Below are 23,119 nucleotides of genomic sequence, written 5' to 3'. Positions count from 1 at the left end.
TGTTCGATGGGCAATCAAGGCAACACGAAACACGGTTCGCGACCCACCCTGGCGTGCGCACTCGCCGTCGCATTGGGGCTCTATGCACTGCCGGCCATCCACGAGCAGGCGCGGGCCGCCAGCAACGACAACAACGTGGAATGGAACGGCCTGTTCCACGACCAGGGCCCCCTGTACGACAGCAACCCCGAGCCGACCGCGACCCAGGCCGTCACGCTCACCCTGCGCACCTTCAAGAGCGACATCACCAGCGCCAACATCAAGTACTACGACAGCGCCGACGGCGCGTACCACTGGGTGGCCATGCACTGGACCGCCAACGACGCCACCGGCACCTTCGACCTCTGGCAGGGCACGGTGCCGGCCAGCGCGTCGGAGAAGTACTACCGGCTGCAGATCAACGACGGCACCGCCACCGCCTGGTACAACGCGGCGGGCATCTCCTCCGCCGAGCCGTCCTCGGGCGACTTCTACATCATCCCCGGCTTCAAGACGCCGGCCTGGATGAAGAACGGCGTGATGTACCAGATCTTCCCCGACCGCTTCTACAACGGTGACGGCAGCAACGACGTGACCAACGGCCAGTACACCTATGCCGGCTGCGCCACCGAGCAGCATGCCTGGGGCAGCAGCGTGTTCTCCAACGCGAGCGGCTGCAACAGCGCGGTGTTCTTCGGCGGCGACCTGGCCGGCATCGACCAGAAGCTCGGCTACATCAAGAACACGATCGGCGCCGACATCATCTATCTCAACCCGGTCTTCCGTTCCCCGACCAACCACAAGTACGACACCGAGGACTACGCCACGGTCGATCCCGCGTTCGGCAGCAACACGCTGCTGCAGACGCTGGCCGCCGACATCCACGGCACCGCCAACGGGCCGAAGGGCTACCTGGTCCTCGACGGCGTGTTCAACCACACCGGCGACACCCACCAGTGGTTCGACAAGTACAACTGGTGGACCACCACCGGCGCCTACGAGTCCACCGGCAGCCCGTGGTACGGCTACTACACCTTCCAGACCTGGCCCAACGCCTACTCCGCCTTCTTCGGCATCCCCAGCATGCCCAAGCTGGACTACGGCGCCAGCGGCTCGGCGGTGCGCAACGCGATCTACGGCAGCGGCACCTCGGTGGTGCAGACCTACCTGAAACCGCCCTACAACATCGACGGCTGGCGCCTCGACGCGGCGCAGTACCTGGACGCCGGCGGCAACAACGGCAGCGACACCACCAACCACCAGATCATGGCCGAACTGCGCAACGCGGTGAAATCGGTCAACCCCAACGCCGACATCCTCGGCGAGTTCTGGGGCAACGCCGGCCCGTGGACCGGCGGCGGCGACCAGTGGGACGGCGCGATGAACTACGACGGCTTCATGCAGCCGGTGTCGGAGTGGATCACCGGCAAGGACTACAACGGCAACGCCGCCTCGATCCCCTCCAGCCAGTTCGACAGCTGGCTGCACGGCACCCGGGCCAACTACCCGACCAACGTGCAGCAGGTCATGAGCAACGGACTGGGCAGCCACGACGTCACCCGCTTCGGCAACCGCGCCGGCGGCGACATCTGGAAGACCTACCTGGCGCTGTTCTTCCAGATGACCTACGTGGGCACGCCCACGATCTACTACGGCGACGAGTACGGCATGCAGGGCGGCGCCGACCCGGACAACCGGCGCACCTTCGACTGGACCGTCGGCACGCCGACCAACAGCGCGGTGGCGCTGACCCAGAAGCTGGTCGCCATCCGCAACGGCTATCCGGCGCTGCGCACCGGCTCGTTCATGACCCTGCTGACCGACGACACCAACAAGCTGTTTGCCTATGGCCGCTTCGACGCGACCAACCGCATCGCCGTGGCGCTGAACAACGACAGCGTGGCGCATACCGTCAGCGTGCCGGTGTGGCAGCTGAGCGTGACCAACGGCAGCACGCTCACCGAACTGGTCTCCGGCACGAAGTACACCGTGCAGAACGGCCAGGTCAGCGTGACGGTGAACGGCCACTACGGGGCGATCCTGGCGCAATAGGCCGGTTCCGCGGCGACGGCGGGGCGAGCATGCCCTGCCGCCGCCGCCCGCGCTGGAACCCGTGGACACCATCGGCAAACCGCTGGACTCGGCCTGCGGCGTGTAGGAAACTGCGCCTCGATGTAAACGTTTACATCCTGGCCACCGCCGGCCTCGCCCGGCCCGCTCCCCGCGCCATTCCACGCGCCGAACAGGACCCCGCCATGACTCTTTCCGCACAGTTACGAAACCTGGCCCTGGGCGTCTGCGCCGCCGCCCTGCTGCTCACCGGCGCGGCCAGCGCCGCACCGCCCGCGGCGGCGGCGGCCGCCACCCGGCTGCAGGTCGATACCAATGCCAAGGGCACGGCCTTCCCGCATTTCTGGGAACAGATGCTGGGCTCCGGCCGCGCCTCGCTGGCCCTGCGCGACGACTACCGCAAGAACCTGGATGCCGTGCACCAGGCCACCGGCGTCGGCTACATCCGCTTCCACGGCATCCTCGACCACGACGTGGGCCTGGTGCAGCGCGATGCTCAGGGGAAGATCTCCTACAACTTCTCCTATATCGACCAGATCTACGACGGCCTGCTCGAACACGGCTTCAAGCCGTTTGTGGAACTCGGCTTCATGCCGCCGGAACTCACCTCCGATCCGGCCGCGCTGCAGGAGTTCTGGTACCACCCGAACGTCGCGCCGCCGAAGGACTATGCCGAGTGGGACGCGATGATCGGCGCGCTGGCCAGGCACCTGGTCGAGCGCTACGGCATCGACGAGGTGGCCAGCTGGTACTTCGAGGTATGGAACGAGCCGAACATCGGCTTCTGGGCCGGCAGGCCTGCCCAGGCCACCTATTTCACCCTGTACGACCACACCGCGCGCGCGCTCAAGGCGGTCAGCCCGCGCATCCGCGTGGGCGGCCCGTCCACCGCGCAGGCCGCGTGGGCCACCGACTTCCTCGCGCACACGCACAAGAACAACGTGCCGGTCGACTTCGTCAGCACGCACGTCTACGGCGACGACACCGCCGACAACGTGTTCCACACCAGCGAGAAGATCCCGCGCGCGGACATGGTCTGCCGCTCGGTCGACAAGGTGCACAAGGAGATCGCCGCCTCGCCGTACCCGCACCTGCCGCTGATCTTCAGCGAGTACAACGCCAGCTACGCCAACCTGCCCAACGTCACCGACACCGTGTTCATGGGCCCGTGGCTCGCCAACACCATCCGCGAGTGCGCCGGCAAGGTCGAGGCGATGAGCTACTGGTCGTTCTCCGACGTGTTCGAGGAACAGGGCATCGTGCGCAACCCGTTCTATGGCGGCTTCGGCCTGATCGCCGCCAACCGCATCGCCAAGCCCGCGTTCAACGCGTTCGCGGTGCTGCACAAGCTCGGCGACCAGCGGCTCGCGGCGGACACGGACTCCGCCCTGGTCACCCGCCGCGCCGACGGCACCGTCGTCATCGCACTGTGGAACTACGCGCCGCCCGTCGGCGACACCGCCAGCTACACGCCGGGCAAGCCGGCCGGCGCGCCGAAGCGCTTCGATGTCGTCGTCAGGCACCTGCCCGCCGCCGCCCGCGCCACCGTCTGGCGCGTGGACGAAACCCACGGCAACGCCGTCGCCGCGTTCGACCGCATGGGCCGCCCCGATTCCCCCAGCCGCGCGCAGATCGCGCAGTTGCGCGCGGCCGGCGCGCTGGCCGCGCCGGAGACGATGGACCTGCGCGACGGCAGGCTCGAACTCGACGTGCCGCCGCAAGGGCTGGTGGTGATCGAGCTGCGCTGAGGTCCGCGGGACGCCCGGGAGCGCGGCCCGGCCGCCGCGCTCCCGCACTCGCCGCCCCTCCGCGCGGCGCATGAATACGTATGCAAGGGTATGGTTGCTGCAGCGCGACGCTGCCTACCATGCAGCGGGAGGCACGCCGTCGGCCTGCACCATCGCGGTCGCCGCGGCGGCGCGCGGGGAGCACCATGGCGTGACGAGCCCGGATGTGCCCTGCCCGCCCGGGCTTGTCCGGGGCACCCGACAGCTGGAGGATCAGGCCGATGAAACACACCATCCACGCCGTGCGACGCGCGGTGCGCTCGTGCTGAGCGTGCTGCTGACGGCCGCCCTGGCCTCCGCCACGGCGGCGCCGGCCTGGCGCGACGGACTGGACTGGCACGGCGTGCACGTCGCCATCAGCCGCGACGCGCAGCAGCGCTACACGCTGGCGTGGCCCTACGGCCAGCGCGTGATCGCGGCGCAGCCGCTGCGCACGGAAACCGCCAGCGCGCTGTTCGACGGCCTGTTCGCGATGGCGCAGGACGACCTCGCGCAGGATTCGGTCAGCGCGATCCGCGACGGCGCCTTCGACCATGGCCAGCCGATTCCCTGCCACTGCTTCGAGACCGGCCTGAAGTGGCCGTACGTGTGGACGCGCGACCTCTCGTACGCGATCGACCTCGGCCTGTGGCGCTTCGACGCCGCGCGCGCGCGCAACGGCCTGGCGTTCAAGCTGTCCGACGTGCGCGTGCCCGCCGCGCCGCAGGGCAAGTACGTGATGCAGGACACCGGCTCCGGCGGCAGCTGGCCGATCAGCACCGACCGCGTAGTGTGGTTCCTCGGCGCGCAGCACCTGCTGGGCGACCGGGCGTTCGCCGCCGACGTGTACGCCGCGCTGGGCGACACGCTGGCGCAGGACCACCAGTACGCCTTCGATCCGGCATTCGGCCTGTACCGCGGCGAAACCTCCTTCATGGACTGGCGCGAGCAGAGCTATCCGGCCTGGACCTTCGACGAGGTCACCTTCATCGGCCAGTCGTTCGCCCTGTCCACCAACGTGCTGCACTACCAGGCGCTGGCGATGGCCGCGACGATGGCCCGCCAGCACGGTGACGCCGGGGCCGCCGGCAACTATGCAGCGCAGGCAAAGGCGCTCAAGGCCGCCATCAACGCACACTTCTGGCGCGCCGACCGCGGCATGTACATGAGCTTCCTCGGCGGCGACGGCACGCCCAACGACACCTACGACCTGCTCGGCATCGCGCTGGCGGTCACCAGCGGCGTGGCGGACGGCGCGCGCGCCTCCGCAACGCTGGCGAACTACCCGACCTGGCCCGCCGGCAGCCCGGTGATGTGGCCCGAGCGCAGGGACCAGCCGATCTACCACAACCGCGCCATCTGGCCGTTCGTCAGCGCCTACGCGCTGCGCGCCGCGCGCGAGGTGGAGCAGCCCGCGCGCATCGCCCACGAGATCGCGTCGGTGATGCGCGGCGCCGCGCTGTACGGCTCCAACATGGAGAACTACGAGCTGCTCACCCAGGGCCAGCACGTGGACGAGGGCAAGCTCAGCGGGCCGGTGGTGAATTCGCCGCGCCAGCTGTGGTCGGTCGCCGCGTACCTCGCCGTGGTCACCGAGGGCGTGTTCGGCCTGAACGAGGACGGCACCGTGCAGCCGAAGCTGCCGACGTCGCTGGTGCCGATGCTGTTCGGCGACCGCACCGCCATCTCGCTCACCCTGCCCGACCGCTCCATCACGCTGGAGCTGCCGGAGCAGCGCCGCGGCAACCTGCTGGTCACCGACCGCGTGGCGACCCGGGGCACGGCGACCACCGTGACGCTGAAGGCGATCACGGTGAAGGACGCCCCGCTGCGCACCGACGCGCCGCTGTACGCCGCCGAGGCGCCGCCCGCGCCCACGCTCACCGCCGACGGCGACCACTGGAAGGTGCGGGCGGACGGCAAGGTGCAGCTGTACGTGAACGGCCGGCGCGCGCAGGCGATCGACGGCAGCGGCACGCTGCCGAAGAACGGCGCGCTCGCCTGCGTCAGCGCCACGCGCGTGTCGGCGGACGGCCTCGAATCGCTGCACAGCCCCGCAACCTGCGGCGGCGAGTACGCCCCGCTCACCGGCGCGTGGCCGCACACGTGGGCGGCGCCGGCCGACGGCCGCTATCGGGTGTCGCTGGACTACGTGAACGACCACGGCCCGATCAATACCGGCATCACCGCCGCGGTGAAGATGCTGGCCGTCGCCTGCGACGGCAGCGCCGAACAGCGCCTGCCCATCGTGATGCCGCACGGCGTGCGCCAGCAGCGCTCGACCTGGGGCGAGTTCGCCGCCCGGGCCGGCGCCCGTTGCCGCTTTACGCTGGAGGACGGCTTCAACATGAGCTACCTCGGCCACTTCGCCCACTACACCGGCGGCGTCGGCGGCAGCGACGGCCCGCTCAACGCCGCCGACGTGCGCGGCCTCGTCATCGCGCCGCTGGGCGCCAGCACCGCCAGGGGCACCACGCCATGAGCAAGGCCAAACCCGAGCTGTCGTTCTGGCAGATCTGGCACATGTGCTTCGGCTTCCTCGGCATCCAGTTCGGCTTCGCGCTGCAGAACGCCAACGTCAGCCGCATCTTCCAGACGCTGGGCGCGAACGTGGACCAGATCCCGGTGCTGTGGATCGCCGCGCCGTTCACCGGATTGATCGTGCAGCCGGTCATCGGCTACTTCTCCGACCGCACCTGGAACCGCTTCGGCCGGCGCCGGCCGTACTTCTTCGCCGGCGCGGTGCTGGCCACGCTCGCGCTGCTGGCGATGCCCAACTCGCCCACGCTATGGATCGCGGCCGGACTGCTGTGGATCATGGATGCCTCGTTCAACGTGTCGATGGAGCCGTTCCGCGCCTTCGTCGGCGACCAGCTGCCGCCGTCGCAGCGGCCGCTGGGCTACGCGATGCAGAGCGTCTTCATCGGCGTGGGCGCGGTGGTCGCCTCGTTCCTGCCCTACGTGCTCACCCACCTCGGCGTGGCCAACACGGCGCCGGCCGGCGAGGTGCCGCACTCGGTGAAGTACGCCTTCTACGCCGGCGCGGCGGTGCTGCTGGGCGCGATGCTGTGGACCATCCTCGGCACCCGCGAGTACCCGCCGGAGCAGTTGGAGTCGTTCTCCGACAACCGCGTCGAGGAAGCGCCCGGCAGCGTGGCCGGCGCGTGGAAGATCGGCACGCTGATGCTGGTGCTGGGGCTGGTGCTGCTGGGCCTGATCCGGCGTTTCGCGCTGGAGAAGGAGCTATACCTGCTGGCCGGCGGGCTGGCCGGCTTCGGCGCGCTGTTCGTGTGGCTCAGCCGCAGCCGCAGCGACGGCGCGCTGCGCCACATCATGGGCGACCTGCACGGCATGCCGCTGCCGATGCGCCGGCTCAACTGGGTGCAGTTCTTCTCCTGGTTCGCGATGTTCGCCATGTGGATCAACACCACCGCGGCGGTGTCGCAAACCTTCTACGGCTCCAGCGACACCACCTCGGCCGCCTACAACGAGGGCGCCAACTGGGCCGGCGTGCTGATGGGCACCTACAACGGCGTGGGCGTGCTGGCGGCCATCGCCATTCCGCTGCTGGTGCGCGCCTGCGGGCTGCGCCTGAGCCACCTGGTCAACCTGTGGCTGGGCGGGCTGGGCCTGCTCTCGTTCCTGCTGATCCACGACCCGCGCTGGCTGATCGCGTCGATGGTGGGCGTGGGCTTCGCCTGGGCGTCGATCCTCTCGCTGCCCTACGCGATGCTGTCGGACAACCTGCCCGCGGCGAAGATGGGCATCTACATGGGCATCTTCAATTTCTTCATCGTGATCCCGCAACTGCTCGCCGCCAGCGTGCTGGGCGTGCTGCTGAAGCTGTTCTTCCACAACCAGCCGATCTGGGCGCTGGGCCTGGGCGGCGTGAGCCTGCTCGTCGCCGGCCTGTGCACGCTGCGCGTGCCCGAACCCGCCACCACTCCCACCCCCGTAGGAGCCCGCTCGCGGGCGATGCTCTTTTTCGGGAAACAAGGAACGGGAAAAGCATCGCCCGCGAGCGGGCTCCTACCAAAATCCGGACGCGTCAGGTCGAGGGAAACACGATGATGAAGAACATGGCTGCCGCATTGGCACTGGCCCTGGTCGCGGGCCTGGCTCACGCCGCCACACCGCCCGACTTCGTCGGCACCAACGCGCCGATGGCTTCGAACGCGATCTACTTCGTGATGACCGACCGCTTCGTCAACGGCGATCCGTCGAACGACCACCGCGACCAGGGCAGCGCGCACCGCACCTTCGACATCCCGGTGCCCGGCGCGCCCAAGGGCGAAAGCGCAAACATCGGCTACCTCGGCGGCGACTTCAAGGGCGTGCTGGACAACGCCGGCTACATCCGCGGCATGGGCTTCGGCGCGGTGTGGATCACCCCGATCGTGGACAACCCCGACGAGGCGTTCACTGGCGGGGATCCGGTGACGTGGGGCTCGAAGTTCACCGACCGCGGCAAGACCGGCTACCACGGCTACTGGGGCGTCAACTTCTACAAGCTCGACGAACACCTGCCCAGCAAGGGCCTCGACTTCCGCCAGTTCACCGCGGCGATGCACCAGGCCGGGCTGAAGGTGGTGCAGGACATCGTGGTCAACCACGGCTCGCCCGCCTTCAGCATGCCGGTGCGCCAGCCGCAGTACGGCCAGATCTTCGACAAGGACGGCAAGCTGGTCGCCGACCAGCAGAACCTGCCGCCGTACAAGCTCGACCCGGTGCGCAACCCGCTGCACCGCTTCTACCACGCCTACGACGACCTGGTGCAACTGTCCAACAACGACGACCAGAGCCCGGCCGTGCTCGACTACTTTGTGGGCGCCTACGACCAGTGGATCGGCGAGGGCGCCGATGCCTTCCGCATCGACACCATCAGCCATATGTCCACCGCGTTCTGGAAGCAGTTCAGCGCGCGCATCCGCGCGAAGCACCCCGGCTTCTTCATGTTCGGCGAGGCGTTCGACTACAGCCCCGACAACATCGGCCAGTACACCTGGCCGCAGAACGGCGGCATCAGCGTGCTCGACTTCCCGCTGCGCGGCCGCCTCGGCGACGTGTTCGAGCACCCGGACAGCGACTACGCGCACCTGCTCGACCGCCTCTACCTCACCAACGGGCCGTACCAGAACCCGTACGAGCTGGTCACCTTCTACGACAACCACGACATGGCCCGCCTGAACGCCACCGACGCCGGCTTCATCGACGCCAACAACTTCCTGTTCACCGCCCGCGGCATCCCTGCCATCTACTACGGCTCCGAAACCGGCTTCGAACGCGGCAAGGCCGAACACCAGGGCAACCGCAACTACTACGGCCAGCAGCGCATCGACGCGGCACCGAAAAGCCCGATCTACCGGCAGCTCAAGCGCATCGCCCAACTGCGCGAACGCACCCCCGCCCTGCAACGCGGCCTGATGCTGCCGCTGCGCTTCGCCGGCAACCAGGCCGCGTTCTATCGCGTCTACCAGAAAGGCAACGTGCACCAGATCGCGCTGGTCTTGCTCAACAAAGGCGACGCCGCCGCGCCGTTCGACGTCAGCGACTACCTGCAGGCCGGCCGCTGGAAGCTGACGCTCGGCGAATCAGTGATCAACGTGGCCGAGGGCGGCAACCTGCACGCCAGCGTCGCGGCGCATGACGTGCAGGTCTGGCTGCTGGATGCCACGGCCACCCGCCCCGATCTGGTCGCCGAACTCACCCGACTGATGGAAGAACGCGGGCACCCGGAACGCTGACCGCGCCGCCAGGCACGGCCGGCGTCGCCGGAAAGTCCTCCACCTCCAGGGCACCCATTCCACGCGAACGCCGGTTCATCCGCCAGGATGAACCGGCGTATCCATCCCCGCAGATAGTCCCGATGCGCAAGCTGCCGTCTTCAGGCCGCAAACATCATCAAACCTCGTCCGGAAGACGTGGCGCAGACACACCCGAACCAGCGGCAGACACACCCGAACCAGCGACCGTTATCACCGACGATGGTGGGGGATAAGGCATAGCGCCTCGATCCGTGAGATATGCAAAGGCCCTCCTCGCCCCTCCGCATCACGACAACCATCCGGCAAGCCCTTGTCCACCCGCGGGATTTGCCCGCTTGACGACCGATGGTCGAAAGCTGAACATCGAGTGCATATGCCCCGAAGTGGGGTCTATTAAGCGTTAGACGTCACAAGGAAAGTTCATGCGTTATTCCTATCAAGCAGAAAAGCTCTCATCTGCCCGCTCGTCTCTCATGTTGCCTCATTCTCGCGGAGAAGCTGAGTCGATCGCGAGCGCGTTCCATGAGCTATCGCTCGCGTTTCACCAGCTAGACGTTCGTGCGCTTGGCGACAGCGCCCAGCGCTGGGTCACCAAGCTCCAAGAGTTCATGGACACTACCGGGGTTTCGGATCCAAATGGCGAGGGTAGCTGGGTCGTCAAGGCACGCACCTTCAGCACTGACGACCAACTTGAAATCTCTCATACAGTGGATGAGCTAGCACATTGGTTTGACGGTGACTGCGACGTCTAACGTATCGCCCAAGCGGACACGTGTACCGCGCCGCTTAACTCCAGCGCTAGACCTGAAGACATGGATGCACTCGAACAGCTGCTTAGCTGTCTAGTCCCGTCTGATTCTTTGGTCGTCTGACAAACAGATCGGGCCGCAGTTTACGCCACGAGTGCATCGCCTGTAGCGGCGTCTTGTGGCCGATGGCTCGCTGCGGAAGATGCTCGTTGTAGAGCTTCACGTAACGCTCGATCGTAGTTTGCAAATCCTCACGCGAGCGGAAGCGGGTGGTGGCCAGGATGTCGCTGACCCGGCCGTTGAAACGCTCGACCATGCCGTTGGTCTGCGGATGGCGTGGCTTGATCAAGCGATGCTCTATGCCCAGCAGCGTGCACTCGCGATCGAACGCGTGCTTGCCGGTCGGCTCTTTCGTCTTGCTGGTGAAGCGGTCGGTGAACTGGCTGCCGTTGTCGGTCAGCAGCTTCTCGATCTTCATCGGCGCGACGGCGTGCAAACGGCGCAGGAAGTCGCTGCTACTGGCCTCGTTCTGATCGGCGTAGATGCGCAGGTAGACCCAGCGCGTGGCGCGGTCGATGGCTACAAACAGATAGCGCCTGGCGGCTTCGTCAGCCATCTGAGGAAGGTACTTGATGTCGACGTGGATGAAGCCAGGCGCATAGTCCTTGAAGGTCTTGCGCACGACCGGCGCACCCTTGTCCTCGACCGGGCGCGTATGGGTTCTACCCCGATTCTGCGGACACCGGGCTGAAGCGTTCCTCGGCATGCACCATGGGCACTGCCGGGCCGAGGTGGTTGCCCTGCAATTCGTCGCAGCCGGCGCCGGCAAGGTAATCCGCCTGCTCCCCGCTCGCCACGCCTTCGGCGGCGACGTGCATGTGCAGTTCATGCGCCACGGCAATGATGGTGCGCACGATCGCCGCGTCGGCGGCATCCAGCGGCAGGCCGCGCACGAAGCTCTGGTCGATCTTCAGCTTGTCGATCGGGAACTGCTTCAGGTAGGCCAGGCTGGAATAGCCGGTGCCGAAGTCGTCCAGCGACAGCCGGATGCCCAGCGCCTTCAGCTCGGCCAGCCGCAGCCGCACCCGCCACACGTTCTCCATGAACGTGCTCTCGGTGATCTCGATGTCCAGCATCGCCGGCGGCACCGCATGACGCCGCAATGCGCCGGCGACGTGACCGACCAGGCCCGGACGCTGCAGCTGCTGCGCCGCCACGTTCACCGCGAGGGTGAAGTCGCGATAGCCGCGATCCAGCCATTCACGCAGTTGCCGGCAGGCGGTGTCGATCACCCATTCGCCGATCTCGGGCATCAGGCCCAGCGCCTCGGCGACCGGGATGAAGCGGCCCGGCAGCACCTGGCCGAGCTGACGGCTGTTCCAGCGCAGCAGGGCCTCGAAGCCGGTCATGCGGCGATCGGCGGCGCGGTATTGCGGCTGGTAGTAGAGCTCCAGCTCGCCGAGCCGGAGGGCGTCGCGCAGGTGGTTGCCGAGCTGCAGCCGGTCCTCCAGGTTCTGCATCTCGGCGGTGGAGAATTCGACGACGCAGTCGCGCCCTTCCTGCTTGGCCTGGTACATCGCCGCCTCGGCGCGGCGCAGCAGGCTCTTCGGATCGCCGCCGTGCGCGGGAGAATGGCTGATGCCCACGCTGGCGGTGAGCCGCAGGCGGTAGCCAGGCCCTTCCAGCGGTTCGGCCACGGCCTGGCGCAGCCGTTCGGCCAGTTCCAGCGCGCCGGCGGACGACAGTCCGGCGGCGGCCACCACGAACTCGTCGCCGGCGACGCGGGCGACCTGGCCCTGGCCGCCCGACACGGCCTGCAGGCGCGCGGCCAGCCGCTGCAGCACGTCGTCGCCGGCGGCATGGCTGACCGAGGCGTTGACCAGCTGGAAACGGTCCAGCCCGACCGCCAGCAGCGAGGTCGACCCGCCCGGATCACGCAGCATCCCCTCCACCGCCCGTTCGAGCAGCAGATAGTGCGGCAACCCGGTGACCGGGTCGTGGCTGGACGCGTAAGCCAGCTCCGCCTCGATCCGGCGCCGCTCGGTGATGTCGCGCGCCACCGCATAGAGCAGCCCGTCGGGCGCGGCGAACGAGGCCCACTCCAGCAGCCGCTCGCTGCCGTTGCGGCAGACGCAGCGGTTGACGAAGTCGTATACCGGCCGCCCCGCGGCATCCCGCTGCAGCATCGGATCGGTGCCGGTGCCGCCATCCTCCGTGCGCAGAAACTCGCGGTAGCTGCGCGACTTCAGTTCGTCGGCGCCGTAACCGGTGACGCGCGGCAGCGACGGGTTGAACTGCACCAGCCGCTGGGTGCGCGGGTCGAGGATGCAGAAGATTTCCAGCGACATCTCGAAGAAGCGGTTGCGCTCGCGCAGGCGACGGGTCAGCCGCTCGCTCTCGATCGCGATGCCGGTGATCGGCAGCATGCGGTCGATGCTGTGCAACTCCTCCTCGCGCGGCTCGCGCGGCTCGCGGAAGTACACTGCGAAGGTGCCCAGCACCTGGCCGTCGCTGCCGAGCACGGGCGTGGACCAGCAGGCGCGCAGGCCGTGCGCCAAGGCCAGCGACCGGTAGTTTTCCCAGTACGGATGGGTGGCGATGTCGGCTACCACCACGCGCTCGCCGCACCACGCGGCGGTGCCGCAGGAGCCGTGCGCGTCGCCGATCTCCAGCCCGTGCAACGCGCGGCTGTACGCCTCGGGCAGGCTCGGCGCGGCACCATGCAGCACATGCCGGCCGCTCTCGTCGAGCAGCAGCAGCGAGCACAGCGCACCGGGATTCATCTGCTCGTGCAGGCGCGCGATCTGCTCGAGGTTCTGCGCCAGCGGGCGCTGTGCCGCGATGCCGGCGAGGATCTCGTGCTGGCCGGCCTCGAGCTGCTCGGCACGCTTGCGCTCGGTGATGTCCTGGCAGGCGCCCACCATGCGGACCGCGCAGCCGGCCTCGTCGACGTCCACGGTGCCGCGGCTGAACAGGGTGCGCACCGCGCCATCCGGGCGCACGATGCGCTCCTCGAACTCGAACGGCCGGTGATCCCCGGCCGCCTGCTCGATCATCTGCCGCACGCGCTGGCTGTCCTGCGGGTGCACCAGCGCCATGTAGGCCTCGAACGTGGCCGCGTGCCGCTCCGGAACCACCCCGTAGATGCGATACAGCTCCGCCGACCAGGTCACCCGGTTGGCCGCGATGTCCCACTCCCAGCTGCCGATGCGCGCCACCTGCTGGGCCTGGGTCAGCATGCGCTGGTGCTGCTGCAGTTCCTGTTCGGCCCGCTTGCGCTCGGTGATGTCGAGGAAATAGATGGTCAGCCCGTCGACCGACGGAAAGATGCGGTTCTCGAACCAGCGTCCGTACGGCGGGTAGTACGCCTCGATCTGCAGCGGCCGCTGCTCGGCCATCGCCTGTTCGCAGGCGCGGTGGAACGCCTCGCCGACGCCTTCGGGAAACTCGGTCCAGATGTCGCGGCCGAGCAGATCCTCCGCGCGGCGCCCGAAGAATTCGCAGGCCTTCGCGTTGAGGTAGGTGTAGCGCCAGTCCTTGTCCAATGCCACGTAGGCATCGGTGATGCGCTCGAACACCTGGTGAAATTCCAGCTCCGACGGAGTGTGTTCCATGGCGCGTTGAACCCTGTCATGCGGAGAAATCCGGACAGCGGATACAGGTTAAGCGACGGCGTGTGAAAGCCGCAATGACATCGCCTCAGCGCAGGCTGGAACGGCGCACCATCAGCTTCACCGGCAGCACCTGGCTGTCGACCGGCTTGCCGCGGATCAAGCTGAGCAGGCTGTCGACCAGCACTTCGCCGGCCTGCTTGGTGTCCTGCAGCACGGTGGTCAGCGGGGGGTTGGCGAAGCTGGCCATGGGGATATCGTCGAAGCCGGCCAGCGCCACGTCCTGCGGCACGCGCAGCCCGTGGTCGCCGAGCGCGCGCATGGCGCCGATCGCGATCAGGTCGCTGGCGGCGAACACCGCGTCGAAGCCGGCCTCGCGCAGGATCAGGCTGCGCATCGCCTCGTAGCCGGAGCGCTCGGTGCTTTCGGCGTTTTCCTGCAGCGCCGGGTCGACTTCCACCCCGGCCTGCTGCAGCGCGTCGACGTAGCCGCGGTAGCGTCCGAAGAATTCGGGGTAGTGGCTGGAGGCGTCGCCGAGGAAGGCGATGCGGCGGCAGCCGCGCTCCAGCAGGTGCCCGGCCGCCGCCTGGCCGCCGCGGAAATTGTCGCAGCCGATCGACACGCCGGGCTGGTCCGGCAGCACCGCGCCCCAGCGCACGAAGCGGGTGCCCTGCGCGACCAGCTTCTCCAGCTTGTCGGTGTAGGCCAGGTAGTCGCCGTAGCCGAGCAGGATCAGGCCGTCGGCCTTCTTGCTGTCGGCGAAATCGGCATGCCAGTCGCGCGAGAACTGCTGGAACGAGATCAGCAGGTCGTAGCCCTGCAGCGCGCAGGCCCGGGTGATCGAGCCCAGCATCGACAGGAAGAACGGGTTGATGTGCGACTCGTCGGCGGTGGGATCCTCGAAGAACAGCAGCGCCAGCGTGCCGGTGTGCATCCGGCGCAGGTTGGAGGCGTTCTTGTCGACCTTGTAGTTGAGCTGCTCGGCGGCCGCCTGGATGCGCCGCCGGGTTTCCTCATTGACCAGCGGGCTGCCGCGCAGCGCGCGCGACACCGTGGCCTGGGATACCCCGGCCAGGTGGGCAATGTCGATCGATGTGGCTTTTCCCTTCATCCGCAGCCTGACCCGGAGTCCACCTGCCACCCGGCACGACGCCGGTGCCCCCGAATCCTAGCCGGTTTGCCCGCCGCCTGTCGTATACCGCCCGCCGCGCCTCGCGGCAGGCGCAGTCCGGCGCATGCGGCGGATCGGCCTGGCAGGACGTTTCCCGCTCCCGGGCCTTCATGCGCGCATGTCCTCCAGCTCGATGCCCTTGGTCTCGCGCACCGCGTACAGCACGAACAGCAGCGACACTAGCGCGAAGCCGGCGTACAGCCCGTAGGCGAAGGTCAGGCCCAACTCGGCCAGCGCAGGGAACGTGCTGGTGATCGCGAAGTTGGCCAGCCACTGCGCCGCCGCGGCCACCGCCAGCGCGGTGGCGCGGATCCGGTTGGGGAACATCTCGCCCAGCAGCACCCACACCACCGGGCCCCAGCTCACCCCGAAGAACACCACGTAGGCGTTCGCCGCGACCAGCGCCACGATGCCGGTGGCGCCGGGCAGGCTCAGCGTGGCGCCGCTGCCGGTGGCCTGCGAGAAGCACCACGCCATCAGCCCCAGGGTGATCGCCATGCCGGCCGAACCGACCACCAGCAGGGGCTTGCGGCCGATCTTGTCGACCAGCGCGATCGCCACCAGGGTCACCAGCACGTTCACGATCGAGGTGACCACGGTGATGGTGAACGAATCGGCCTCGCTGAAGCCCACCGAATGCCACAGGGTGGACGAGTAGTAGAAGATCACGTTGATGCCCACGAACTGCTGGAACACCGACAGCAGGATGCCGACCCACACCACCGGCAGCAGCCCGGCGGCCTTGCCGCGCAGGTCGCTCAGGCGCGGCTTGTGCTCCGAGCGCAGGCTGTCCTCGATGTCGCGCAGCTTGTTGTCCAGCGCGGTCTCATTGTGCATGTTCAGCACGTTGCGCAGCACCACGCGGGCTTCGTCGAGGCGGCCCTTGGCGACCAGGTGGCGCGGCGATTCCGGCACGCCCAGCACCAGGGTGCCGTAGACCAGCGCCGGCAGCGTCGCCACCAGGAACATCCAGCGCCACGCCGCCAGGCCCAGCCACAGCGGCTGCGCCGCGCCGCCGGCCACGCCGGCCAGCCACGCGTCGCTGAGCAGGGCGGCGAAGATGCCCAGCACGATCGCCAGCTGCTGCATCGAGCCGAGCCGGCCGCGGATGTGCGCAGGCGACACCTCGGCGATGTAGGTGGGCGCGATCACCGAGGCCACGCCCACGCCGATGCCGCCGACCAGCCGCCACAGGATCAGGTCCCATACCGCGGTGACCAGGCCCGAGCCCAGCGCGCTGGCCACCAGCAGCGCCGCCGCCACCTGCATGGTGCGCACGCGGCCGAAGCGGTTCGCCAGCATGCCGGCATACCAGGCGCCCAGCGCCGAGCCGAGCAGCGCGCAGGACACCGCGAAGCCGATCTGCGCCGCGTCCAGCGCAAAGCCGCCGCGGACCGCGTCGACCGCGCCGTTGATCACCGCCGTGTCGAAACCGAACAGGAACCCGCCCAACGCCGCTGCCGCCGAGATCAGCACCACCCGCGCGGTGGCGCGCTGGCCCAAGCCGTCGCCCGTCATGTCCATCGTGCTCATCGCGTCTCCCCAACGTCATGGCATCAAGATGCGCCCGAGTCTGCACCGCGCCCCTTGCCGTGTCCGGCTGAATACGTATGCAGCGGGCCAGGCGGGACGGGCACGGCCCGCCGCCCTTTCCCGATGCACGGCTTCGGAGGGCCGGCACTGCCCGCCGCCCTTGACCGTGACGCATTGTCGAAGAGTTCAATACCGTATGCAGTGGCTCACGGGCGAACGGTAGGAGCGCACCCTGTGCGCGATGCTCTTGGCTCACATCGACATCAGAGCATCGCGCACGACCGAAGGAAGTCCCTTGTGGACAGGGTGCGCTCCTACACGGGAGCAGCCTAGGCCGGCGCGTTGATCACCGCCAGGAAGTCGCGGCCATAGCGCCTGAGCTTGGCCTCGCCCACGCCGCTGACGCCGGACAGCTCGTCCTCGTTGGCCGGCATGGCACGCAGCATGGCCAGCAAGGTGGCGTCGTGGAACACCACATAGGGCGGCACGCCCTGCTGCTTCGCCAGCTGCGTGCGCAGCGCGCGCAGGGCGTCCCACAGACCCTGCTCCCAGCTCTCGATGCCGAGGCTGCTGCCGCGGCTCTTGTCATTGGTGGCCAGCTTGCTGTCCCGCCGGCGCCGGCTGGCGCGTTCGGGGCGGGCGTCCTCGCGCAGCTTCACCTGGTGGCCGCCGCTGAGCACGCTGCGGCTGGCGGCGGTGAGACGCAGGGTGCCGTAGCCTTCGGCGTCGGCCTCCAGCAGGCCGGCGGCGAGCAGCTGGCGGAATACCGAGCGCCACTGTTTCTCGTCCATCTCGGCACCGATGCCGAACGTGCTGAGCCGGTGATGGTCGAGGGCGAGCACGCGCTCGGTCTCCTCGCCACGCAGCACGTCGATCACGTGGCCGGAGCCGAAGCGCTGGCCGGTGCGGTACACCGCCGACAACGCCTTCTGCGCCGGCACCGTGGCGTCCCAGGTCGGCGGCGGCGCGATGCAGTTGTCGCAATGGCCGCAGGGGCCGGGATAGGTCTCGCCGAACGCGCCCAGCAGCAATTCACGCCGGCACCCGGTGGCCTCGGCGTAGGCCAGCAACGATTCCAGCTTCTGCCGTTCCACGCGCTTGCGCTCGTCGGCCGATTCGGACTGCGCGATCATCTGGCTCATGGTGACCACGTCGGACAGGCCGTAGATCATCCACGCCTCGGCCGGCAGGCCATCGCGGCCGGCGCGGCCGGTTTCCTGGTAATAGCCCTCGATGCTGCGCGGCAGGTCCAGGTGCGCCACGAAGCGCACGTCGGGCTTGTCGATGCCCATGCCGAACGCGACGGTGGCGACCATCACCACGCCGTCCTCGCGCAGGAAGCGCTGCTGGTTCTTCATGCGGGTCGCCGCGTCCAGCCCGGCGTGGTACGGCAGCGCCTCGACACCCATCTCGGCCAGCCATGCGGCGGTGTCGTCCACCTTGCGCCGGCTGAGGCAGTACACGATGCCGGACTCGCCCGCGTGGCCCTGCAGGAATTCGCCGAGCTGGCGCTTCGCGTTGTGGCGCAGGCTGACCCGGTAGCCGATGTTCGGCCGGTCGAAGCTGGAAACGAACTGCCGCGCGTCCTGCAGCGAGAGCCGCTCGACGATCTCCTCGCGGGTGCGCGGGTCGGCGGTGGCGGTGAGCGCGATGCGCGGCACCGCGGGAAACCGCTGGTGCAGGATCGCCAGCTCGCGGTACTCGGGGCGGAAATCGTGGCCCCACTGCGATACGCAATGCGCCTCGTCGATCGCGAACAGCGCCACCTCGGTGCGCTCGAGCTGGCCGAGGAAGCGCGGCGTGAGCAGCCGCTCCGGTGCCACGTACAGCAGGTTCAGCTCGCCGGCCAGCAGTTGCCGCTCCACTTCGCGCTGTTCGTCGGCACCGAGGCTGGAGTTGAGAAACGCGGCAGCCACGCCCGCTTCGCGCAGCGCGTCGACCTGGTCCTGCATCAGCGCGATCAGCGGCGACACCACGATGCCGGTGCCCTGCCGCATGAGTGCGGGGATCTGGTAGCACAACGACTTGCCGCCGCCGGTGGGCATCAGCACCAGCGCATCGCCGCCCTCGGCGAGATGCTCGACGACGGCCTGCTGCTGGCCGCGGAAACTGGGGTAGCCGAAAACGCTTTGGAGCAGGTCGAGGGCGGCATTCATCGGGAACATGGTAACAAACCGACCCGGCCCGGCCGCCGGCAAAGGCAGCGGCGACCCGTCGGCAACACCGCCGCTCAGGCGTCCGGCATGCCCCACAGCGCGTGGTCGAGATCGCCATCCAGGCCGAACCGCGACAGCGGTACGCGGCCGTTCTTCACCTCGACGCCTTCGGCGCGCAGCCGCCGCGATTGTTCGCGGAAACCGCGGCTGCCCGGCGGCATCGCGATGTGCCCGCTGGAACGCAGCACGCGGTACCACGGCAATTCCATGCCGTCGGGCACCTCGCCCAGCAGCCGGCCGACCAGCCGCGCCCGCCCGGGCAACCCGGCACGGGCGGCGATGGCGCCGTAGCTGGCGACCCGGCCGCGCGGTATCGCGGCGATGGCGGCGTAGATGCGGGCGGCGGCCTCATTCATGGTTCACGCGACGCTGGCGGTGGGTCGTGGCAGAGTAGCTGCCGACCCCAGCCAGCGGAAGCCGCCGCATGCGCCACTTCGAAGCCGTGCGTTCCCATATCGGCAGCCAGCACGAACTGCGCCAGAACGATCCGTACCTGATCAGTTTCGACTTGCAATTGGCGAAGGATCGCAGCCAGGGCATCTATCTGGCCGAGCTGGAAGACGAGTCGGGGCGGCGCTACCTGCGCATCTCCACTCCGATCGGGCCGCTGGCCGGCGTCGATCCCGGCCGCTGCCTGCGCTTCAACTGGCAGCAGCGCACCGGCTTCCTGGCGGTCGCCGACCTGGACGGTTCGCCCTACCTGCACCTGTGCGAGAACCGTCCCTACGAGTTCCTCGATGCCGCCGAGCTGCAGCGCGTGGTACGCGAACTGGGCACGCTCGGCGACCAGCTGGAACGGCTCATCGCCGTCGGCGACGATTCGCTGTAGGAGCGCACCCTGTGCGCGAATGCTTTCCGTTACGTAACGAAGAGCCATCGCGCACAGGGTGCGCTCCTACACACGGATGGATAGTCCAGTCAGGACACCAGCCGGAACACCACCACCAGCCCGTAGGCCAGCAGCGCGGTGACCGGCAGGGTGAGGATCCACGCCCACACCATGCGCTCGACCACCGACCAGCGAATCGAGTCGAAGCGCTTGGCCGCACCCACGCCCATGATCGAGGCGGACACGTTGTGGGTGGTCGACACCGGGATGCCGAACGCCGAGGCGCTGAGGATCACCAGCGCGGAACTGGTCTCGGCGGCGAAACCGTTGATCGGGTGCAGCTTGACCATCTTGTGGCCGAGCGTCTTGATGATGCGCCAGCCGCCGCCGGCGGTACCGGCGGCCATGGTCAGCGCGGAAACCACCTTCACCCACACCGGGATCTCGAAGCCGCCGGCCGGGTTGCCGTCGACGCGCAGGAAACCCAGCCACGCCGGCAGGTGATCGAACTGGTGCGCGGCGGTGGCGCCGGCCAGCGCCAGCGCGATGATGCCCATGCTCTTCTGCGCGTCGTTCATGCCGTGCGCCACGCCCATCGCGCTGGCCGAGACGATCTGCGCCTTGCCGAAGAACGCGTTGACGAACGGAGTGCGCCCGAACCGCCGCGACCAGCCCCGCCGGTTGGCGAACCACGCCAGCAGCGCGTACAGCGCGCCCATCAGCAGGAAGCCGATGACGAAGCCGGCCAGCGGCGACAGCACCATCGGTATCATCACCTTGGGGATCACGCCGTGGCCCTTCAGCCAGCTGCCCTCGGCCCAGACCACCGCGTCGAACCGGTTGCCGGAGGCGGCCATGGCCGCGCCCACCAGCGCGCCGACCAGGGCATGGCTGGAGCTGGACGGCAGGCCCAGCCACCAGGTGATCAGGTTCCACACGATCGCCGCCAGCAGCGCGCAGATCAGCAGCTGCGAACCCATCTCGACCACCCCGGCATTGATCAGCCCGGAGGCGATGGTGGCCGCCACCGCGGTACCCAGGAACGCGCCGACCAGGTTGGTGCCCGCCGCCAGCAACACCGCCTGGCCGGGGGTGAGCACCTTGGTCGCCACCACCGTGGCGATCGAGTTGGCGGTGTCGTGGAAGCCGTTGATGTAGGTGAAGACCAGCGCGATCACCACCACCGCGATGACGACGCTCATGCGCCTCCCCCGACCGGACGGGGGATGGCATGCGACACCGGCCGCGCGGCCGTACGGGGCGATGGACGCAAGCTCACGGGCGCGGCCTCAGGAGTGCTTCAGCACGATCGAATAGACGATGTTGCCCACGTCGCGGCACTTGTCGATGGCCTTCTCGATCAGCTCGAACAGGTCCTTCGCCAGCATCGCGCGCATCGCGTCGTTACCCTCGACGTACAGCGTGCGGTACGGCGCCAGCAGCATGCGGTCGCCCTCCGACTCCAGCGCCTGCAGGCGGTCCTGCAGCTTCTTCACCGGGTCGATGCGCAGGCCGCGGCGCAGCTCGCCGATCATTTCGGCGACCACTTCGCTGGAGCGCCGCAGCACCAGCGTGCGCTGGACGAAATCCACCCCGTCCAGGCGCTCGGCCACGATCTCGTAGCGCTCGGCGAATTTCTCGATGCTCTTGGGGATCTTGTACAGCGCCGAATTCAGCGCCTCGATGTCCTCGCGGTCGAGCGCGGTGACGAAGGTGTTCACCAGACCCTCGCTGATCTGCGCGGCCAGCGCCTTCTCCCGCGCCCGGGTAGCGGTGAATGCCGCCATCACCGCGCCGCGGTCGGGCCGGGTCAGCAGTTCGTGCAGGGCGCCGGCGCTTTCGCACACGGTGGCGGCGCTTTGTTCGAGCAACCCGTAGAACTTGTCGCCTTTGCCGAAAATCGTCTGCAGTGAAAACATGCGGGTCATGCCTGGGAGTACATGACAGTCATGTTACAGGACTGTCATGCTGCCCTGCATCAATGCCTGGATGAACTGCGCCCCGCGCACCCCTTACACTGTGACCATGCAGCCTCCCCCGTCATCGCCGCGATGCTGACCGAAATCGCGCTCGTCCTCGTGCTGGCCCTGTGCAACGGCTTCTTCGCCCTGTCGGAGATGGCGCTGGTGGCCTCGCGCAAGAGCCGCCTCAAGCAGATGGCCCGGAACAGCCGCAAGTCCGCCGCGGCCTTGCGCCACGCCGAGGCACCGGAACACTTCCTGTCCACCGTGCAGGTCGGCATCACCCTGGTGATGCTGATCACCGGCGCGGTGGCTGGCGACGCGCTGGGCGGCCACATCGCCGCCGCCCTGCAGGGTGCGTACCTGGGATGGCTGCTGCCGTACGCGCGGGTCATCGGCATCGTGTTCGGCTTTGCGCTGATCTCGTTCATCCAGATCGTGGTCGGCGAACTGGTGCCCAAGCGGCTCGCGCTGGCGGCGCCGGAAAAGGTGTCGTCGTACGTGGCGATCCCGATGCTGCTGCTGTCGCGGCTGACCGCGCCGTTCGTGTGGCTGCTGAACGCGTCGAGCAACCAGTTGCTGCGCCTGCTGCGGATCACCCCGCAGGGCGGCGGCAGGGTCACCGAGGAGGAGATCCGCCTGCTGGTGGCCGAGAGCGCCGAACAGGGCGTGCTCGACGCCGACGAACACAACATGGTCAACCGCGTGCTGCGCCTGGGCGACCGCACGGTGGACAGCGTGATGACCCCGCGCATGCGCATCGCCTGGCTGGACATCGCCGCCAGCCGCGAGGAGAACATCGAAGTGATGCGGAAAACCCCGTACTCGCGCTACCCGGTGTACCGCGGCGACGAGAGCGAGGTGGTCGGCGTGGTCGAGGTCAAGCTGCTGCTGCACAGCTTCTCAGAGGGCACGCCTGAACTGTTCGGGCACCTGGCCAAGCCGCTGTTCGTGCCCGCCACCGCCCGCGCGCTGGACCTGCTGGAGGAGTTCCGCGACGCCGAGACGCCGCTGGCGCTGGTGGTGGACGAATACGGCGACATCGAGGGCCTGGTCACCGTCAACGACCTGCTGGCGGCGGTGGTCGGCGCCAGCCAGATCGGCCACGCCGGCAGCAGCGAGGACAGCCCGATCATGCAGCGCGCCGACGGCAGCTGGCTGATCGACGGCAGCCTGTCCACCGACGACCTGCGCGAACTGCTGCAGATCGGCGAGCTGCCGGGCGAGGAGGAACACGGCTACCGCACCGCCGCCGGCATGGTGATGACCGCCCTCGGCCACGTGCCGCAGACCGGCGAGATGTTCGCCTGGCACGGCATCCGCTTCGAAGTGGTCGACCTCGACGGCGCCCGCATCGACAAGCTGCTGGTCACCCCGGCGCCGTCGCTGGAACCGTCCGACGACGAGCAGTAGGAGCGCACCCTGTGCGCGATGCTCTTGGCTTCGTTCGACATCAGAGCATCGCGCAC

The 23,119-nt window shown here is 68.5% G+C and carries 14 protein-coding genes and 2 pseudogenes; 8 read left to right on the top strand and 8 right to left on the bottom strand.

Features of this window, described 5'->3' with window-relative positions; genetic code table 11:
- The first annotated feature begins 6 nt into the window (after positions 1–6).
- The 6 genes and pseudogenes from AC3WRN_RS07605 (at position 7) to AC3WRN_RS07580 (ending at position 10,332) form a co-directional block, all read left to right on the top strand.
- A complete protein-coding gene (locus tag AC3WRN_RS07605; protein WP_492622525.1) occupies positions 7–2,031 on the top strand; it encodes a glycoside hydrolase family 13 protein in 2,025 nt (674 codons plus the stop codon).
- Between the two features lie 203 nt (positions 2,032–2,234).
- Positions 2,235–3,797: a GH39 family glycosyl hydrolase gene (locus tag AC3WRN_RS07600; RefSeq protein WP_492622524.1), complete on the top strand. Its 1,563-nt coding sequence runs from the start codon at positions 2,235–2,237 to the stop codon at positions 3,795–3,797.
- A gap of 301 nt (positions 3,798–4,098) precedes the next feature.
- On the top strand, positions 4,099–6,297 hold the full coding sequence (locus AC3WRN_RS07595) for an alpha-L-rhamnosidase-related protein (protein WP_492622523.1): 2,199 nt from the start codon (positions 4,099–4,101) through the stop codon (positions 6,295–6,297).
- Positions 6,294–7,745 (top strand): annotated as a pseudogene (locus tag AC3WRN_RS07590) (MFS transporter); the annotation flags it as partial. The gene AC3WRN_RS07595 and the pseudogene AC3WRN_RS07590, both read left to right, overlap by 4 nt.
- A gap of 140 nt (positions 7,746–7,885) precedes the next feature.
- On the top strand, positions 7,886–9,559 hold the full coding sequence (locus AC3WRN_RS07585; protein ID WP_492622611.1) for an alpha-amylase family glycosyl hydrolase: 1,674 nt from the start codon (positions 7,886–7,888) through the stop codon (positions 9,557–9,559).
- A gap of 443 nt (positions 9,560–10,002) precedes the next feature.
- Positions 10,003–10,332 carry a hypothetical protein gene (locus AC3WRN_RS07580; protein ID WP_492622522.1) on the top strand — a complete coding sequence of 110 codons (330 nt, stop codon included), beginning with the start codon at positions 10,003–10,005 and terminating at the stop codon, positions 10,330–10,332.
- Between the two features lie 82 nt (positions 10,333–10,414).
- Here the strand turns inward: AC3WRN_RS07580 and AC3WRN_RS07575 are convergent.
- The 6 genes and pseudogenes from AC3WRN_RS07575 to AC3WRN_RS07550 form a co-directional block, all read right to left on the bottom strand.
- Positions 10,415–11,005 (bottom strand): annotated as a pseudogene (locus AC3WRN_RS07575) (integrase core domain-containing protein); the annotation flags it as partial.
- A 46-nt stretch (positions 11,006–11,051) separates the two neighbouring features.
- Positions 11,052–13,943: a sensor domain-containing protein gene (locus AC3WRN_RS07570; protein WP_492622521.1), complete on the bottom strand. Its 2,892-nt coding sequence runs from the start codon at positions 13,941–13,943 to the stop codon at positions 11,052–11,054.
- A gap of 85 nt (positions 13,944–14,028) precedes the next feature.
- A complete protein-coding gene (locus AC3WRN_RS07565; protein WP_068094908.1) occupies positions 14,029–15,051 on the bottom strand; it encodes a LacI family DNA-binding transcriptional regulator in 1,023 nt (340 codons plus the stop codon).
- Positions 15,052–15,219: 168 nt separating this feature from the next.
- Positions 15,220–16,644 (bottom strand): sugar porter family MFS transporter, encoded by a 1,425-nt coding sequence (locus tag AC3WRN_RS07560; protein ID WP_068094906.1) that lies wholly within the window; start codon positions 16,642–16,644, stop codon positions 15,220–15,222.
- 329 nt (positions 16,645–16,973) lie between these two features.
- Complete coding sequence (gene recQ, locus AC3WRN_RS07555; RefSeq protein WP_492622610.1) at positions 16,974–18,800, bottom strand: DNA helicase RecQ; 1,827 nt, start codon at positions 18,798–18,800, stop codon at positions 16,974–16,976.
- Between the two features lie 74 nt (positions 18,801–18,874).
- Complete coding sequence (locus AC3WRN_RS07550) at positions 18,875–19,216, bottom strand: MGMT family protein (RefSeq protein ID WP_007511540.1); 342 nt, start codon at positions 19,214–19,216, stop codon at positions 18,875–18,877.
- Positions 19,217–19,284: 68 nt separating this feature from the next.
- On the opposite strand from AC3WRN_RS07550, the gene AC3WRN_RS07545 reads away from it, so the two are divergent.
- Entirely contained in the window at positions 19,285–19,689 is a 405-nt protein-coding gene (locus AC3WRN_RS07545; protein WP_068094900.1) for a hypothetical protein, read from the top strand.
- A gap of 89 nt (positions 19,690–19,778) precedes the next feature.
- Here AC3WRN_RS07545 and AC3WRN_RS07540 read toward each other — a convergent pair whose 3' ends face one another.
- Both AC3WRN_RS07540 and AC3WRN_RS07535 read right to left on the bottom strand, forming a co-directional pair.
- Entirely contained in the window at positions 19,779–20,891 is a 1,113-nt protein-coding gene (locus AC3WRN_RS07540; RefSeq protein WP_492622520.1) for an inorganic phosphate transporter, read from the bottom strand.
- Between the two features lie 87 nt (positions 20,892–20,978).
- Positions 20,979–21,608, bottom strand: coding sequence for a DUF47 domain-containing protein (locus AC3WRN_RS07535; RefSeq protein ID WP_068094916.1), 630 nt, complete (start codon positions 21,606–21,608; stop codon positions 20,979–20,981).
- Between the two features lie 132 nt (positions 21,609–21,740).
- Here AC3WRN_RS07535 and AC3WRN_RS07530 point away from each other — a divergent pair, with 132 nt between their 5' ends.
- Positions 21,741–23,063, top strand: coding sequence for a hemolysin family protein (locus AC3WRN_RS07530; protein WP_492622519.1), 1,323 nt, complete (start codon positions 21,741–21,743; stop codon positions 23,061–23,063).
- The last annotated feature ends 56 nt before the right edge of the window (positions 23,064–23,119 follow it).

Source organism: Rhodanobacter sp. FW101-FHT13A11, assembly GCF_058790335.1.
The sequence above is the reverse complement of the archived record's forward strand: the minus strand, read 5'-3'. Positions and strand labels throughout refer to the sequence as shown.